The organism is Planococcus notacanthi (assembly GCF_030407825.1).
Taxonomy (GTDB): domain Bacteria; phylum Bacillota; class Bacilli; order Bacillales_A; family Planococcaceae; genus Planococcus; species Planococcus notacanthi.
In genome coordinates this window covers 1298465-1312618 of sequence record NZ_JASDCQ010000001.1, presented here as the reverse complement: position 1 = coordinate 1312618, position 14154 = coordinate 1298465, and the positions used below count along the sequence as shown (strand labels likewise).

Sequence of the window (14154 nt, the reverse complement as noted above, 5' to 3'; positions counted from 1 at the left end):
ATATGCCACAGCTTTTAACAAACAAGCGGCTGATTTTGCTGCTGTTGGGTGTCATCCTGCTCGTTGCACTGATTTCTTTTTCGCTCCGTGACCGCGGCAATGTGTCGCTGCCGGAACAAATCATAAAAGATGCTGTTGGAGCCGGGCAGTCGGTATTTTCACGCCCTGCTCATTTTGTCACTGGAATTTTTGACAATGTCGATTCACTATTGAATACATTTGAGGAAAACCAGCATCTGAAAACGCGCTTAGAAGAATTTGCGGGCGTGCAGGCTGAAGTCAAAGACTTGCGTTCTGAAAACGCAGAATTGAAACAACTCGTAGGGAAAGAAGAAGACCTGCGCGATTACAACCCGATCCAGGCCACCGTTATTGCACGGAATCCGGATCAATGGGAAGAGAAAATCATCCTCAACCGCGGCTCCAACCAAGGAGTGGCAGAGAATATGGCGGTCATGACTGCGTCAGGCCTGATCGGCAAAGTGACATTGACGACTCCGACAACTTCAACGGTCGAATTGATTTCCACACTCAATCCGAACTACCGCGTATCAGCGATGGTCGTTGGCGGGAAGAAAGATGTTTTCGGTTTGATCGAAGGCTATGACGCGGAGCGCCGCGAATTGCTGCTCAAGCGGATTGATGCCAATGTCGAATTGAAGGAAGGCGACCAGGTCATATCCAGCGGACTCGGCGGCATTTTTCCGAAAGGCATTCTGGTCGGCACCATCACCGAAATCACCATCGATGAATTCGGATTGACTAAACTGGCTTATGTGAAACCGGCAGCCGACTTTTCGTTATTGGACCACGTCGTCATCGCTGACCGCATCATGCCGGAAGTGGACGGTGAAGACAACGGCGTGACTGGAGACGATGAATCATGATCCGTTTCCTTATCCCGTTGATCTGCCTCGTCCTGTTTTTCATGGAACCGGTTTTCGGCCTTTTTTCACCGCTTAATATTGGCGGCGAATTAAATTATATTGTGCCGCGCTTCCTGATAATGTTCCTGATTTTCCTGACTTTGTACTATGATTTAAAGCATGCGATGTTCTATGGATTATTTTTCGGGCTCTTGTATGATGTCTTTTACATTGATATTATTGGATTATATTCTTTTTTGTATCCAGCCACTTGTTTGGCAGCTGCATTTGCTTTCAAGCGAATTCCGCAGAACTTGGTGACGGCGACACTTCTGACGCTCGTTTTGCTGGGCGTATTCGAATTTTTGCTTTACCAGTTCTTCCTGCTGATTTCATTGACAGGAATGCCGCTCGGTACATTTTTGGCGACTCGGCTCTGGCCGACAATGGTCGCTAATTCAATCTTCCTGGTGATGCTCGGCTGGGTGTTCAAATCAGTAATGGTCACGCAGCTGTCGGAGCGTGACACTAAAATAGGGTTATATTAAAGAAAGCGCAGGTGACACATTTTTTGAAAAATCTCGTTAACATTAAAGGGAAAAATAAAGGCCTCGTGCTGTATCTCGATGACCAATGTGCCTACACGGATCTATTGGCCGAGTTGAAGGCGAAGGTGTCGGATCCTGCGCTTGACAGTGATACTGAAGTGACGGTTCATCTGAATAAACGCTATTGCACCGACAGCCAGATCAAAGAAATCAGCGACATTGTTTCGACCAATCCTCATCTGAAGGTAGTTGCGACAACGAGCGATATCCTGACGGTCGAAGAAAGCGATCAGATGATCCTTGAACGCCAGTCGGAAACATATGTCGGCATTGTGCGTTCAGGACAAGTTGTCAAAGCGAACGGCGATCTGGTCGTCATTGGCGACGTCAACCCGAACGGCCGCGTCGAAGCGGGCGGCAGTGTTTACGTGCTGGGCCGGCTGAAAGGTGCGGCGCATGCCGGAACCAAAGGCAACCGCGACGCAGTCATTGCAGCCTCATGGCTGGAAGCGACGCAACTGAAAATCGCTGATGAATTGGAAACCATGACAGACGAATTGTCCAGCTTATCGGAACAACCGGAAATGGAATGTGCTTATTTACATACAAACGGCACCATCATCATTGACCGTTTGCAGGAATTGCGGTTTATTCGTCCGCAAATTTCAACGTTTAAAGGAGGAAGCTAGTGTGGGAGAAGCTATCGTAATTACATCAGGCAAGGGAGGCGTCGGTAAAACGACGACAACCGCCAACCTCGGCACTGCATTGGCTCTTCAAGGGAAAAAAGTATGCCTGATCGACACTGACATCGGATTGCGCAACCTCGACGTCATCCTCGGTTTGGAAAACCGCATCATCTATGATTTGATCGACGTTCTGGAAGGCCGCTGCAAAGTGCATCAGGCACTTGTCAAAGACAAACGCTTTGATGACATGCTGTATCTTTTGCCTGCTGCTCAAACCGCAGACAAAAATGACGTCAATCCGGAACAGATGAAGGAATTGGTGACGGAATTGAAGAAAGACTATGATTTCGTCATCATTGACTGCCCAGCCGGTATCGAGCAAGGCTACAAGAACGCTGTTGTTGGAGCAGATCATGCAATCGTCGTAACGACCCCTGAGATTTCAGCTGTCCGTGACGCTGACCGCATCATCGGATTGCTTGAGCTGGAAGAGAATATCGACGCTCCGCGTTTGATCATCAACCGCATCCGTCCCCATTTGATGAAAGCGGGAGAAGCGCTGGATGTCAATGAAATCACGACTCACTTGTCGATCGATCTTCTGGGCATCATCGCAGATGACGAGCGTGTCATCTCAAGTTCGAACAAAGGCGAGCCGATCGTCATGGACCCATCGAATACTGCAGCACTTGGCTACCGCAACATTGCGCGCCGTTTGCTAGGAGAATCGGTCCCATTGATGAGTATGGAAAAAGCACCGCCAAGCCTGTTCACCAAAATCAAAGCTGTTTTCACTAAATAAGATTGTCAGAGCCCTCGCTGTCCAAGCGGGGGCTTTTTTAAAACTTCCGGGAGGTGTGGCATGAACGATTTTTTACTGGCACAGATGGTTGCAGCTGAACGTTTGCCGAATGCACATGAATCCAAGGCAGCGGTTTTACTCGAATTAAAAAGTTCATTGGCAGGTGCCAGTGGTGAGCAGCGGACGGCTACTTTGTTGAAAAGGGAATTGGATCTGCCAGGCGAAACGATTTTTTTGAATGATGTGCACATACCTTATAAAGATGGGACGGCGCAAATCGATTTGCTGTTGATTCATGAACAAATGGTCTGCGTGCTGGAAGTGAAGAACATGGTGGGTGAGTTTTATTTTGATTCCGTCAATTTTCAGTTTCACCGGATCATCGATGGGCGCAGGGAAGGGATGCGCAATCCGGAAGCGCAGCTCCACCGGGCGGTCCGTGCAGTCAGCAACTTTCTCGGCGTCCCCGTACATGGCGTAATCGTACTTGCGAGCCGGTCCGGCAAAGTGGTGGAGGCACCCAAGCAGTATCCCATCGTGTCGCTCGACTATCTTCCTTTTCATTTGGAACGGCTTGCGCTGGGTTCAAAGATTTTTGACGTGACCGCACTGGCTTCTAAAGTGGAGCAATTGCCGCAGCAGAATTTGAGCCGCCATTGGTTTGCGCGCCATCGCATCGACTTTAACGCTTTGCGCCCCGGTGTGACCTGCCCGGATTGCCGCATCCTTGCACTTGATTGGCAAGAACGCAAATGGCTTTGCCGCATCTGCGGGTTTCATTCACGGGATGCACATAAAGTGACCCTCCAGGAATATGCCGTGCTGTTTGGTGAAAGTCTAGACACGCAATTGGCGTATCGGTTGCTGGGAGTAGAAAATAAATATACGTTGTACCGATTGTTGAAAACGGCTGCACCGCAAAGCAACGTTCGCGGAAAGAGGCGCATTGTGGAAGACCGGGATTTACTGCGCGGCTATTTTGGTAAGATTTATCGGTAAGCGCACCTCAAATGGGTAAAAGCGCACCTCATCCGCGGACAAGCGCACCTCATCCGTCCAAGAGCGCACCCCGCAAGCGGACAAGCGCACCTCACGCACCAAAGAGCGCACCTCGCATCGACAAAATCACTCCTCACAACCATTTGCCTAACCACTCATCACCAATTTCTCAAAACCTCACATTATCTATTGACGCGACACGCAACGGCGTGGTATTATTCTAATGTTATGTTTGTAGCGTACCATGCTGCAACCGCTCGAATCAGGTTACCTTAAGCATTCGCTCCGGCGAGTCACCTGAATAGGCGAGTCTTATTTTAAGAGGAGGTGCAAGGATATGTACGCGATTATTGAAACTGGTGGAAAACAAATCAAAGTTGAAGCAGGCCAAGAGATCTACGTTGAGAAATTGAACGGAGAAGCTGGGGATGTTATCACATTTGACAAAGTTCTATTTGTAGGTGGAGACGATACTAAAGTGGGTGTTCCTTTTGTTGAAGGAGCTACTGTTACAGCCAAAGTTGTTAAAAACGGCAAACAGAAAAAAATCACAGTCTTCAAATATAAAGCTAAAAAGAACTACCATAAAAAACAAGGTCACCGTCAGCCATACACGAAATTGACTGTCGATGCGATCAACCTGTAAGAATGATACAAGTTACTGTAAAAGAAACCTCAAAACGCATTTCGTCTTTTGAAATGTCAGGCCATGCGGATTATGCTGAACACGGGCAAGACCTCGTATGTGCTGGAGCGTCTGCTGTCTCTTTCGGAGCGGTGAACGCCATCATGGAGCTGACGGGAATCGAACCGGACATTCAGCAGGCAAACAGTGGCTTTTTAAAAGTCGGTTTTCCGGAGAACCTGGATGACAAGACGGACGAGCAGGTTCAACTGCTTGTACGCGCAATGATTGTTTCATTGAAAACGATTGAACAAGACTATGAAGAATATATTAAAATAACCTTCACAGCTTAGGAGGTGGGACAGAATGTTAAGATTAGATCTTCAGTTTTTTGCATCCAAAAAAGGTGTAGGTTCAACGAGAAACGGACGTGACTCTGAATCTAAACGCCTTGGCGCAAAACGTGCAGACGGCCAAGAAGTTACTGGTGGTTCAATTTTATACCGTCAACGCGGGACTAAAATTTATCCAGGTGAGAACGTTGGACGCGGCGGAGACGATACACTTTTTGCTAAAATCGACGGAGTCGTACGTTTTGAACGTTACGGACGCGATAAGAAAAAAGTTAGCGTATATCCAGTTGCACAAGAAGCTTAATACAAAACGAAAAGGGCTGCTTTCGCAGTCCTTTTTCTTTTGAAATTTATAAGCGCGGGTCCTGTCGGCTGAACGCATTATTTTAGGAAATTCCTGCGAACTCTTGGTATACTGGAATAAGAAGCTGAATCGGGACGTGACTTATGGAAAAGACAATCACAGTGGCACAATCGCTTCGGCATGCGCGCCATGATTTTTTAAATGAATTGCAATTGATCAAAATGAATTTGGATTTGGGCCGTCTGCAAGAGGCGCAAGAAATAATTCGTTCGCATGCCGAAGCGGCTATGCATGCCAGCCGGCTGTCTGATATCGGGCTTCCGCTGACAGAGGAATGGCTGTTGACTGCAAATTGGCGTTTCCCGGGATTTAATTTTCATGTCGAATGTTCGGCTGCTAAAGCACCGACTCATTTGGACGCAGCATTTCGGTTTTTTCTGGAGAGTTTTGTGGAAGCGGCCAAAGGGCGCCTGGAACCTTATCAGGCGTTTTATGGCACAGTTTCATTGGCTTCCAGTTCCACGCTGTTTGAAATGAAAATTACTTGTCCGGGGAATTGGCTGGATTTGGACGTTTTAGAAGTACAGGGATTCACGGCACGAAAAGAGTGCAGCGAAAACAACACATTGATTGTTGTGCGCGCACAGATGGAGGGATAATATGTTTGTCGATCACGTAAAAGTTTATGTTAAAGGTGGCGACGGCGGGGATGGCATGGTTGCATTCCGCCGCGAAAAATATGTACCGAACGGCGGCCCTGCCGGCGGAGATGGCGGTAAAGGCGGAAATATCGTCTTTATCGTTGAAGAAGGATTGCGCACGCTGATGGATTTCCGCTACAAACGGATCTTTAAAGCCGAACGCGGAACACACGGCATGAGCAAGAACCAGCACGGTGCCAAAGCTGAAGATACATTGATCAAAGTTCCGCCGGGCACAGTCGTTAAAGACGTGGATACCGGTGAAACCATTGCTGATTTGGTGGAACATGGGCAGACAGCAGTCATCGCAAAAGGCGGCCGCGGCGGCCGTGGAAACTCTCGTTTCGCAACGCCTGCAAATCCGGCGCCAGAGCTTTCTGAAAAAGGCGAACCGGGCTTTGAACGCAATGTCATCTTGGAGCTGAAAGTGTTGGCGGATGCCGGGCTTGTCGGATTCCCAAGTGTCGGAAAATCGACGTTGTTGTCGGTTGTTTCTGCTGCAAAACCAAAAATCGCTGAATATCATTTCACGACCATCGTCCCGAATCTGGGCATGGTCGAAACAGAAGACCAGCGCAGCTTTGTAATGGCCGATCTTCCAGGATTGATCGAAGGCGCTCACCAAGGCGTTGGCCTAGGCCATCAATTCCTTCGCCATATTGAACGGACGCGTGTCATCATCCACGTCATCGATATGTCAGGTCTTGAAGGACGCGACCCTTATGAGGATTACGTAACAATCAATGAAGAACTGAAACAATACAATATGCGTTTGACCGAACGTCCGCAATTGATCGTTGCGAACAAAATGGATATGCCGGAGTCGGAAGAGAACTTAGCGAAATTCCGTGAAAAATTGCCGGAAGATGCCCGTATTTTCCCAATTTCTGCTTTATCCCGCAAAGGATTGAACAATCTCTTGTTCGCCATTGCTGACGTTATTGAAGTGACACCTGAATTCCCATTGATCGACGAGGAAGAAGCTGAGTCAGAAAGCACGGTCTTGTACAAACACGAAACCGATGCAGATGGATTCAGCATCACGCGTGAGTCTGATGGCGCATTCGTGTTGTCCGGTTATGCCATTGAACGCATGTTCAAGATGACCGACTTTTCACGTGAAGATTCGATTCGCCGATTTGCCCGCCAAATGCGCGGTATGGGAATTGACGATGCACTTCGTGAGCGCGGTGCAGAAAACGGCGATACGGTTCGCCTGCTTGAATTCGAATTCGAATTTATGGATTGATGCGGAGGTAGCTTGAATGAAGGATATTTCGGAACAACGGTATTATTTAGTGCGTGAAGACGTTTTGACGGAAGCGATGCAAAAAACGCTTGAAGTGAAAAAAATGCTGCAGAACGACCGCATTTCCATTATGGACGCGGTCAACAAGACAGGTCTTTCACGCTCTGCGTTTTATAAATATCGGGACGCTGTATTTCCGTTCCATTCGATCGTCAAAGAACGGATCCTGACGGTTTTCCTGCAACTGGAAGACCGCTCGGGAACGCTCGCGACGCTTCTGCAGTCAGTCGCTGAAAACGGCTGCAATATTTTAACCATCCACCAGACCATTCCGATCCAAGGGCGTGCGAATGTCACGCTGTCTTTGGACGTAACGGCGATGGACGGGGATTTGGACGTGTTTTTGCAACAGCTGAAAAAGCTCGATTTCGTCGAGTCGGCTGATGTGGTATCAAGTGGATCATCTTAATGGAGGAATGTTTAAATGACTGGACAAGCTGTTGATACACGAATTTCATATTTAGGGCCGGAAGCGTCATTTACACACCTTGCGGCAACAAAAGTTTTCCCTGAAGGTACCCTGGTGCCATTTACGACCATCCCTGAATGCATAGAAGCAGTGGCAGAAGGCAGCGTGGATTACGCTGTCGTGCCACTGGAAAATGCGTTGGAAGGATCAGTTCCATTGACAGTGGATTATCTATTCCACGAAGCGCAATTGTATGTGACGGCGGAAGTATTGTCGTCGATTCAACAACATTTGCTGGTACATCCGGATAACCGCAATGCGGAATCGTTTGAAGCGATTTATTCACATCCGCATGCATTGGCGCAATGCCATAAATTCCTGTTTTATACATACAAGAATACGCCTTTGGAGCAGTATAGTTCGACAGCGGCTGCAGCGAAGATGGTTGCCGAATTGCCGGAGCGTAACATTGCGGCTATCGCCAACGAATTTTCCGCCCATAAATACGGGTTGGACATTCTGCAGCGTGACATCCACGATTTCCATTTTAACCACACACGCTTTTTCGTGTTGTCGAAGTCTGATCACAAATTGACAGACCCGACGCATGACGATCAAATCAAAACAACGTTGATGATCACACCGCCTGACGATGACCGTTCAGGTGTCCTGCACCAGATCTTGTCCGTTTTCGCATGGCGCCGATTGAACTTGAGCAAAATCGAATCGCGCCCATTGAAAACCGGCCTCGGCGATTATTTCTTCATCGCTGATGTACTGGCGGACGAAAAAGACGCCATGATGCGCGGTGCGTTCGAAGAGCTTGCGGCACTTGGCTGTACAGTAAAAACCTTAGGATCGTATTATACGTATAAATGAAAAAGAGAAGTCCCGCAGCGTTTTTCGCTGCGGGACTTCTAGCTTTTAGGCAATAAATGATTAATTAGAAGAATAAGTAGCCGGTTTATTAGCTTCATAGCCAATCCTGCACCCCAGGCGGATGCTTTCCATGGACTTGCGGAGCGATACAGGAGCCTATCTTTTCCTTTCGCCGTCTTGCGCTCTGGATTCTTGCGTAAGCTATGCCCTAAGCGGCCGAAGCGTTGTGTAAGGGCTATCCTTTTTTAAAATTGCCATAGCTATACCTAAGCATTCAAAACAAAAAGCCCATAATTCCGCAAATTGCGGATCACGGGCTCATCATAAAACTATTCAATTTCCTCCAACAAAAATCCGTTTTCCCGCATCGCCTGGACAGCTTTTTCAAGCGTCGCATTATCAGGTGCAGTGATGGTATGGAGATGCGTGCCGTCTGTCAGTTCCAGCAAGTAGCTGGCGCCGGTTTCGCGGACGCGCTTCATGAAAGCTTCAACTTCCTGGACGTTTGATACGTGGATGCCGGCTGTCAGTTCGCCATATACCGGATGCTCGATCGACACATCTTTCACTGTGACGCCCGACTCAACCAGCAGTTTCAGTTCGCGTTCGGTGTCTTCAGCCTGGTGGTGGCAGGCTATGCGCCGGCTTGCTTCTTCTGTCGCCCGGTCAGCCAGGTACAGATAACCCTGGCTGGTCGCGATGATGGGCTCGCCTTTTGCCTTCAATAATGTCATGTCGCCGACGATGACCTGGCGGGACACGCTGGTTAAAGCGGCCAGCTCACCGCCAGTCAGTGGTTGTGTTGACGTTTTTATTTTTTCCAGCAGGAATTGGCGCCGCTGTTCGCCGAATAATTTTTTCATTAGATTCCCTCGCTTATTGACTCGTTCTCTTTATCTTATCATGTGCCACTCAACAACGGGTTTATTTCGTCTAAAGCAGCTGAATATGCTATAATTATAAAGTTGAATTGAAGGAGAGACTGTCCATGTACGATTACATAAAAGGCAAGGTTACACGCGTAACGCCTGAATATTTAGTGATAGAACAACAAGGGATCGGCTGGCAGATTTTCGCGCCGAATCCGTATTCTTTCGGCAGTGATGAATTGCAGGTCTTTCTGCATCATCATGTCCGTGAAGACGCGCAATTGCTGTTCGGTTTTCCGACACTGGAACAACGCGAATTGTTCCGCAAGCTGATTTCGGTATCGGGCATCGGCCCCAAAGGCGCATTGGCGATTTTGGCCAGCGGACAGCCGCAGCATGTCATCGAAGCGATCGAACGGGAAGATGAATCCTATTTGGTGAAGTTCCCGGGTGTCGGCAAGAAGACGGCACGCCAGATGATATTGGATTTGAAAGGCAAGCTGACCGAGTTTTTCGGCGATCCTTTCGATCCGGAAGAGACAACTACATTGCTGTCGAACGACCAGGCAGAACTGGAAGAAGCGATGCTGGCACTGGGTGCTCTTGGCTATTCAGAACGGGAAATCACCAAAGTCAAACCACAGCTGCGGGATTTGGACCTGGATACAGAAGGCTTCATGAAAAAAGCATTGCAATTGCTGCTTAAACAAAACTGATGAAAGGAGGCGAACGGCATGGAAGACCGCATTATCGACAGCGAGATCTCGGAATTTGATGAACGTTTTGAACAATCCTTGCGTCCGCAATTGCTGGGCCAGTATATCGGGCAGCAGAAAGTAAAACACAATCTGCAAATTTTCATCGAGGCAGCGAAAATGCGCCAGGAAAGCTTGGACCATGTGCTGTTGTACGGGCCTCCTGGACTCGGGAAAACGACACTCGCTGCTGTCATCGCCAATGAAATGGAAGTCAACATCAAGATGACCAGCGGACCGGCAATCGAGCGTCCGGGTGACTTGGCGGCAATCGTGTCGTCATTGGAGCCTGGAGATGTGCTGTTCATTGATGAGATCCATCGCTTGAACCGTTCGATTGAAGAAGTGCTGTATCCGGCAATGGAGGATTTCTGTTTGGATATCGTCGTCGGCAAAGGTCCGACGGCGCGTTCTGTCCGGCTGGATCTGCCGCCGTTCACTTTGATTGGGGCGACGACGCGCGCAGGCGCTTTGTCTGCACCGCTGCGCGACCGTTTCGGCGTCTTGTCGCGCCTGGAATACTACGATACAGAAGCACTGACGGATATCGTCATCCGCAGCTCGAAATTGTTCGAAGCGGATATCGATCCGAACGCAGCTGTCGAAATTGCCCGCCGTTCCCGTGGAACTCCGCGCATCGCCAACCGGTTGCTGAAGCGCGTGCGTGATTATGCGCAAGTGCGCGGCACCGGGTCCATCACGATGGACATGGCGGAACAGGCTTTGGAAATGCTGCAGGTCGATCCGCTTGGATTGGACCATATAGACCATAAATTATTGACGGGCATGATTGAACGTTTCCGCGGCGGCCCGGTTGGACTGGATACCATCGCAGCCAGCATCGGGGAAGAGTCGACGACGATTGAAGACGTCTATGAACCGTATTTGCTGCAGATCGGATTTATCCAGCGTACGCCGAGAGGCCGCACTGTAACGCCGCTTGCCTATGAACACTTTAAAATGGAGATGCCTGAATGACTAAATTAAATACACCACCCACAACATTGAATGTACAAGATTTTGATTTTGAACTTCCGGATGAGTTGATCGCCCAAACACCGCTGCTGGACCGTACGTCGAGCCGGCTATTGGTCATGAATAAAACCAACGGCAACACGGAGCACCGCCATTTCCGCGACATCACCGAGTATCTGCATAAAGGCGATACGCTGATCCTCAACGATACGCGTGTTTTGCCTGCACGCCTGATGGGTGTGAAGGAAGATACAGGAGCCAACATCGAATTGCTGCTGTTGAAGCAGATAGAAGACGATGTATGGGAGACGTTGGTCAAACCAGCGAAAAAAGTGAAAGTCGGCACCGTTGTTTCATTTGGAGAAGGTTTGCTGCGTGCTGAATGCACCGGCATCCTGGACCATGGCGGACGCCATTTCAAGATGATCTACGATGGCATTTTCTACGAAATTCTGGACGAATTGGGCGAAATGCCATTGCCGCCATATATCCGTGAAAAACTGGAAGACCAGGATCGCTACCAGACTGTTTTCGCGAAAGAGCGGGGAAGTGCGGCGGCACCGACAGCAGGGCTTCATTTCACCGATGAGCTATTGGAAGAAATCCGGGCAAAAGGAGTCAATATCGCCTTTATCACACTTCACGTGGGACTTGGAACATTCCGGCCGGTATCGGTAGATTCGATTGAAGACCATGAAATGCATTCGGAATTTTATCGCATTACACAGGAAACGGCTGATTTGATCAATCAAACAAAAGCACAAGGGGGACGCATCATTTCGGTCGGTACGACTTCGACGCGCACCTTGGAATCCGTTGCCCAGAAATTCGGAGGCGAGCTGCAGGAAGATAGTGGCTGGACCGATATCTTCATTTTCCCGGGCTATGAATTCAAAGCGATCGATGGGTTGATCACCAATTTCCATTTGCCGAAATCGACGCTCGTTATGCTCGTCAGCGCATTGTCGAACCGTGACTATATTTTGAACGCTTATCAACAAGCTGTAAATGAACGCTACCGTTTCTTCAGTTTCGGAGACGCCATGTTCATTGAGCCACAGAAAAAGGAGACTCACCAATGACAGCAGCAGTAACCTATGAACATATCAAAACCTGCAAACAGACCGGCGCACGCCTGGGCATCGTCCACACACCGCACGGTTCGTTTGAAACCCCGGCATTCATGCCCGTCGGCACGCAAGCGACGGTCAAGACCATGTCACCTGAAGAGTTGAAAGCCATGAACGCCGGCATTATCCTCAGCAATACGTACCACTTGTGGCTGCGTCCCGGCAATGATGTCATCAAAGAAGCGGGCGGCCTGCATAAATTCATGAACTGGGACCGTCCGATTCTGACGGATTCCGGCGGGTTTCAAGTGTTTTCGCTAAGCGAATTCCGCAACATCAAAGAAGAAGGCGTCCATTTCCGCAATCACATGAACGGCGACAAGCTGTTCCTGAGTCCGGAAAAAGCGATGCAGATCCAAAATGACCTGGGTTCTGACATCATGATGGCTTTTGACGAATGCCCGCCGTTCCCGGCGACGCATGAATACATGAAAGCCAGTGTCGAACGCACGTCCCGCTGGGCAGAACGCTGCCTGGAAGCGCATGCCCGCAAAGCGGACCAGGGCTTGTTCGGCATCATCCAGGGCGGCGAGTACGAAGATCTTCGCAAACAAAGCGCTCAGGATCTGGTGTCACTTGATTTTCCTGGCTATGCCATCGGCGGATTGTCTGTCGGCGAGCCGAAAGATGTCATGAACCGTGCGCTTGAGTTCACAACGCCGTTGATGCCTGCCAACAAACCGCGTTACCTGATGGGCGTCGGATCTCCTGATTCGTTGATCGACGGCGCTATCCGCGGCATCGATATGTTCGATTGTGTCTTGCCGACGCGCATCGCCCGTAATGGGACATTGATGACCAGCACAGGCCGATTGAACATCAAAAACGCGGCATTTAAACGTGATTTCGGACCGATTGATGAGAAATGCGATTGCTATACATGCAAAAACTATTCGCGCGCCTATGTCCATCACTTGATCCGAGCAGATGAAACATTCGGAATTAGGCTTACTAGTTATCATAACCTGCAATTTCTGTTAAACTTAATGGAACAGGTGCGTCAAGCGATTCGCGAAGACCGTCTGGGAGATTTCCGCGAAGAATTTTTTGAAGCATACGGTTTCAATAAACCCAACGCTAAAAATTTCTGAGTTTGTATGAGAATAGAGAAAGTGAAAGGGGGAAAATGAATAATGGAAACTTTAATTGCGTTATCACCTTTACTATTAATGTTCTTGCTAATGTGGTTTTTCATCATCCGTCCTGCCCAAAAACGTCAGAAGGCAACGGCAAACATGCAGTCAGAATTGAGACGCGGCGACCGCATCGTTACAATCGGCGGATTGCACGGACTTGTGGATGCAGTTGACGATGCAACTGTCTACATCACAGTAGCGGATGGCACGCGCATGCAGTTCGAGCGCCAAGCAATCGCGAAAGTAGTGGAATCAGCAAAATCGACAATCTAAACAAGTAAAGGAACGCCTTCGACTGTGAAGGCGTTTTTTTCATGATTAAATAATATTTTATTCTAAATTTTCCAGTTGCGAGGTACAATGGATACAGTACATCGGAAAGGAGTATACGCATGACGAGTCACCCTGAGCAATTCGAATTCGTTCTGCCGGCCCTTCAGAGCAAACGCAGTGAATTTCATCATTTTGAATACGACACGTTTACAGAACAAGACTTATGGGAATTTTGTGTGAAGAAAAAATGGCGAAAAAAAGATATAGAAACCATGCATCTCTATGAAATGATCAACGACATCATGGACATGACCGCTTCCGACTTTTTGGCTTACCACCAAGTGGAGGGTTTAAAAAAAGCGCGCTGGAACGATGACAGCACACTGGAGAACATCGAACATCTTTTGAGGCCGTCCCCGAAAAAAACGAAGTAAAATAACCGATGAACATTTCATCGTTCAACCAGATTGCTTTTGTTGATTCGATCTTTTATTCAACTCATGTCCAGTTGCATTTGACAGCAATCAGCGGC

Annotated in this window: 19 protein-coding genes and 1 other annotated feature; of the genes, 18 read left to right on the top strand and 1 reads right to left on the bottom strand. The window is 48.7% G+C overall.

What is annotated here, in order from left to right; genetic code table 11:
• The first annotated feature begins 2 nt into the window (after positions 1 to 2).
• From mreC to pheA, 12 genes are all read left to right on the top strand, one after another.
• Positions 3 to 887 (top strand): rod shape-determining protein MreC, encoded by an 885-nt coding sequence (gene mreC / locus QMA01_RS06445; protein WP_290185161.1) that lies wholly within the window; start codon positions 3 to 5, stop codon positions 885 to 887.
• Complete coding sequence (gene mreD / locus QMA01_RS06440) at positions 884 to 1414, top strand: rod shape-determining protein MreD (RefSeq protein WP_191715961.1); 531 nt, start codon at positions 884 to 886, stop codon at positions 1412 to 1414. The genes mreC and mreD overlap by 4 nt, the downstream gene beginning before the upstream one ends.
• Positions 1415 to 1437: 23 nt before the next feature.
• Positions 1438 to 2103, top strand: a complete 666-nt coding sequence (minC, locus tag QMA01_RS06435; RefSeq protein WP_191715960.1) for a septum site-determining protein MinC — start codon at positions 1438 to 1440, stop codon at positions 2101 to 2103.
• Between the two features lies 1 nt (position 2104).
• The gene (gene minD, locus QMA01_RS06430) at positions 2105 to 2905 is read left to right on the top strand and encodes a septum site-determining protein MinD (RefSeq protein ID WP_191715959.1); all 801 of its coding nucleotides are present in this window, start codon (positions 2105 to 2107) and stop codon (positions 2903 to 2905) included.
• Positions 2906 to 2965: 60 nt separating this feature from the next.
• Positions 2966 to 3904, top strand: coding sequence for a nuclease-related domain-containing protein (locus tag QMA01_RS06425; protein ID WP_290214551.1), 939 nt, complete (start codon positions 2966 to 2968; stop codon positions 3902 to 3904).
• 241 nt (positions 3905 to 4145) lie between these two features.
• Positions 4146 to 4227: a sequence feature (ribosomal protein L21 leader region), on the top strand.
• A gap of 14 nt (positions 4228 to 4241) precedes the next feature.
• Positions 4242 to 4550 carry a 50S ribosomal protein L21 gene (rplU, locus tag QMA01_RS06420; protein ID WP_146557532.1) on the top strand — a complete coding sequence of 103 codons (309 nt, stop codon included), beginning with the start codon at positions 4242 to 4244 and terminating at the stop codon, positions 4548 to 4550.
• 2 nt (positions 4551 to 4552) lie between these two features.
• Positions 4553 to 4882: a ribosomal-processing cysteine protease Prp gene (locus QMA01_RS06415; RefSeq protein WP_191715957.1), complete on the top strand. Its 330-nt coding sequence runs from the start codon at positions 4553 to 4555 to the stop codon at positions 4880 to 4882.
• A 13-nt stretch (positions 4883 to 4895) separates the two neighbouring features.
• Positions 4896 to 5186 carry a 50S ribosomal protein L27 gene (gene rpmA, locus QMA01_RS06410; RefSeq protein WP_008431505.1) on the top strand — a complete coding sequence of 97 codons (291 nt, stop codon included), beginning with the start codon at positions 4896 to 4898 and terminating at the stop codon, positions 5184 to 5186.
• 143 nt (positions 5187 to 5329) lie between these two features.
• A complete protein-coding gene (locus QMA01_RS06405; protein ID WP_290214550.1) occupies positions 5330 to 5845 on the top strand; it encodes a Spo0B domain-containing protein in 516 nt (171 codons plus the stop codon).
• A 1-nt stretch (position 5846) separates the two neighbouring features.
• Positions 5847 to 7136 (top strand): GTPase ObgE, encoded by a 1290-nt coding sequence (obgE, locus tag QMA01_RS06400; protein WP_191715955.1) that lies wholly within the window; start codon positions 5847 to 5849, stop codon positions 7134 to 7136.
• Between the two features lie 16 nt (positions 7137 to 7152).
• A complete protein-coding gene (locus QMA01_RS06395) occupies positions 7153 to 7605 on the top strand; it encodes an ACT domain-containing protein (RefSeq protein ID WP_225218543.1) in 453 nt (150 codons plus the stop codon).
• Positions 7606 to 7620: 15 nt separating this feature from the next.
• Positions 7621 to 8484: a prephenate dehydratase gene (gene pheA, locus QMA01_RS06390; protein ID WP_191715954.1), complete on the top strand. Its 864-nt coding sequence runs from the start codon at positions 7621 to 7623 to the stop codon at positions 8482 to 8484.
• Between the two features lie 329 nt (positions 8485 to 8813).
• On the opposite strand, the gene QMA01_RS06385 is transcribed toward pheA, so the two are convergent.
• Positions 8814 to 9347: a transcription repressor NadR gene (locus QMA01_RS06385; protein WP_290214549.1), complete on the bottom strand. Its 534-nt coding sequence runs from the start codon at positions 9345 to 9347 to the stop codon at positions 8814 to 8816.
• A 125-nt stretch (positions 9348 to 9472) separates the two neighbouring features.
• Here QMA01_RS06385 and ruvA point away from each other — a divergent pair, with 125 nt between their 5' ends.
• From ruvA to QMA01_RS06355, 6 genes are all read left to right on the top strand, one after another.
• The gene (ruvA, locus tag QMA01_RS06380; protein WP_191715952.1) at positions 9473 to 10069 is read left to right on the top strand and encodes a Holliday junction branch migration protein RuvA; all 597 of its coding nucleotides are present in this window, start codon (positions 9473 to 9475) and stop codon (positions 10067 to 10069) included.
• Between the two features lie 18 nt (positions 10070 to 10087).
• Positions 10088 to 11086 (top strand): Holliday junction branch migration DNA helicase RuvB, encoded by a 999-nt coding sequence (ruvB, locus tag QMA01_RS06375; RefSeq protein ID WP_191715951.1) that lies wholly within the window; start codon positions 10088 to 10090, stop codon positions 11084 to 11086.
• A gap of 26 nt (positions 11087 to 11112) precedes the next feature.
• Positions 11113 to 12165 carry a tRNA preQ1(34) S-adenosylmethionine ribosyltransferase-isomerase QueA gene (queA, locus tag QMA01_RS06370; RefSeq protein WP_290214657.1) on the top strand — a complete coding sequence of 351 codons (1053 nt, stop codon included), beginning with the start codon at positions 11113 to 11115 and terminating at the stop codon, positions 12163 to 12165.
• On the top strand, positions 12162 to 13304 hold the full coding sequence (gene tgt / locus QMA01_RS06365; RefSeq protein ID WP_191715950.1) for a tRNA guanosine(34) transglycosylase Tgt: 1143 nt from the start codon (positions 12162 to 12164) through the stop codon (positions 13302 to 13304). Before queA ends, tgt begins: the two co-directional genes overlap by 4 nt.
• A 42-nt stretch (positions 13305 to 13346) precedes the next feature.
• Complete coding sequence (gene yajC, locus QMA01_RS06360; RefSeq protein WP_191715949.1) at positions 13347 to 13622, top strand: preprotein translocase subunit YajC; 276 nt, start codon at positions 13347 to 13349, stop codon at positions 13620 to 13622.
• Positions 13623 to 13741: 119 nt separating this feature from the next.
• On the top strand, positions 13742 to 14056 hold the full coding sequence (locus tag QMA01_RS06355) for a post-transcriptional regulator (RefSeq protein ID WP_191715948.1): 315 nt from the start codon (positions 13742 to 13744) through the stop codon (positions 14054 to 14056).
• Positions 14057 to 14154 lie beyond the last annotated feature (98 nt).

Bases quoted from the DNA above. Each gene is read 5' to 3' on its own strand.
- mreD (WP_191715961.1), top strand. From the start codon at position 884: ATGATCCGTTTCCTTATCCCGTTGATCTGCCTCGTCCTGTTTTTCATG.
- QMA01_RS06415 (WP_191715957.1), top strand. From the start codon at position 4,553: ATGATACAAGTTACTGTAAAAGAAACCTCAAAACGCATTTCGTCTTTT.
- mreC (WP_290185161.1), top strand. From the start codon at position 3: ATGCCACAGCTTTTAACAAACAAGCGGCTGATTTTGCTGCTGTTGGGT.
- yajC (WP_191715949.1), top strand. From the start codon at position 13,347: ATGGAAACTTTAATTGCGTTATCACCTTTACTATTAATGTTCTTGCTA.
- QMA01_RS06385 (WP_290214549.1), bottom strand. From the start codon at position 9,347: ATGAAAAAATTATTCGGCGAACAGCGGCGCCAATTCCTGCTGGAAAAA.
- rpmA (WP_008431505.1), top strand. From the start codon at position 4,896: ATGTTAAGATTAGATCTTCAGTTTTTTGCATCCAAAAAAGGTGTAGGT.
- QMA01_RS06405 (WP_290214550.1), top strand. From the start codon at position 5,330: ATGGAAAAGACAATCACAGTGGCACAATCGCTTCGGCATGCGCGCCAT.
- QMA01_RS06425 (WP_290214551.1), top strand. From the start codon at position 2,966: ATGAACGATTTTTTACTGGCACAGATGGTTGCAGCTGAACGTTTGCCG.
- rplU (WP_146557532.1), top strand. From the start codon at position 4,242: ATGTACGCGATTATTGAAACTGGTGGAAAACAAATCAAAGTTGAAGCA.
- obgE (WP_191715955.1), top strand. From the start codon at position 5,847: ATGTTTGTCGATCACGTAAAAGTTTATGTTAAAGGTGGCGACGGCGGG.
- pheA (WP_191715954.1), top strand. From the start codon at position 7,621: ATGACTGGACAAGCTGTTGATACACGAATTTCATATTTAGGGCCGGAA.
- ruvA (WP_191715952.1), top strand. From the start codon at position 9,473: ATGTACGATTACATAAAAGGCAAGGTTACACGCGTAACGCCTGAATAT.
- QMA01_RS06395 (WP_225218543.1), top strand. From the start codon at position 7,153: ATGAAGGATATTTCGGAACAACGGTATTATTTAGTGCGTGAAGACGTT.
- ruvB (WP_191715951.1), top strand. From the start codon at position 10,088: ATGGAAGACCGCATTATCGACAGCGAGATCTCGGAATTTGATGAACGT.
- QMA01_RS06355 (WP_191715948.1), top strand. From the start codon at position 13,742: ATGACGAGTCACCCTGAGCAATTCGAATTCGTTCTGCCGGCCCTTCAG.
- tgt (WP_191715950.1), top strand. From the start codon at position 12,162: ATGACAGCAGCAGTAACCTATGAACATATCAAAACCTGCAAACAGACC.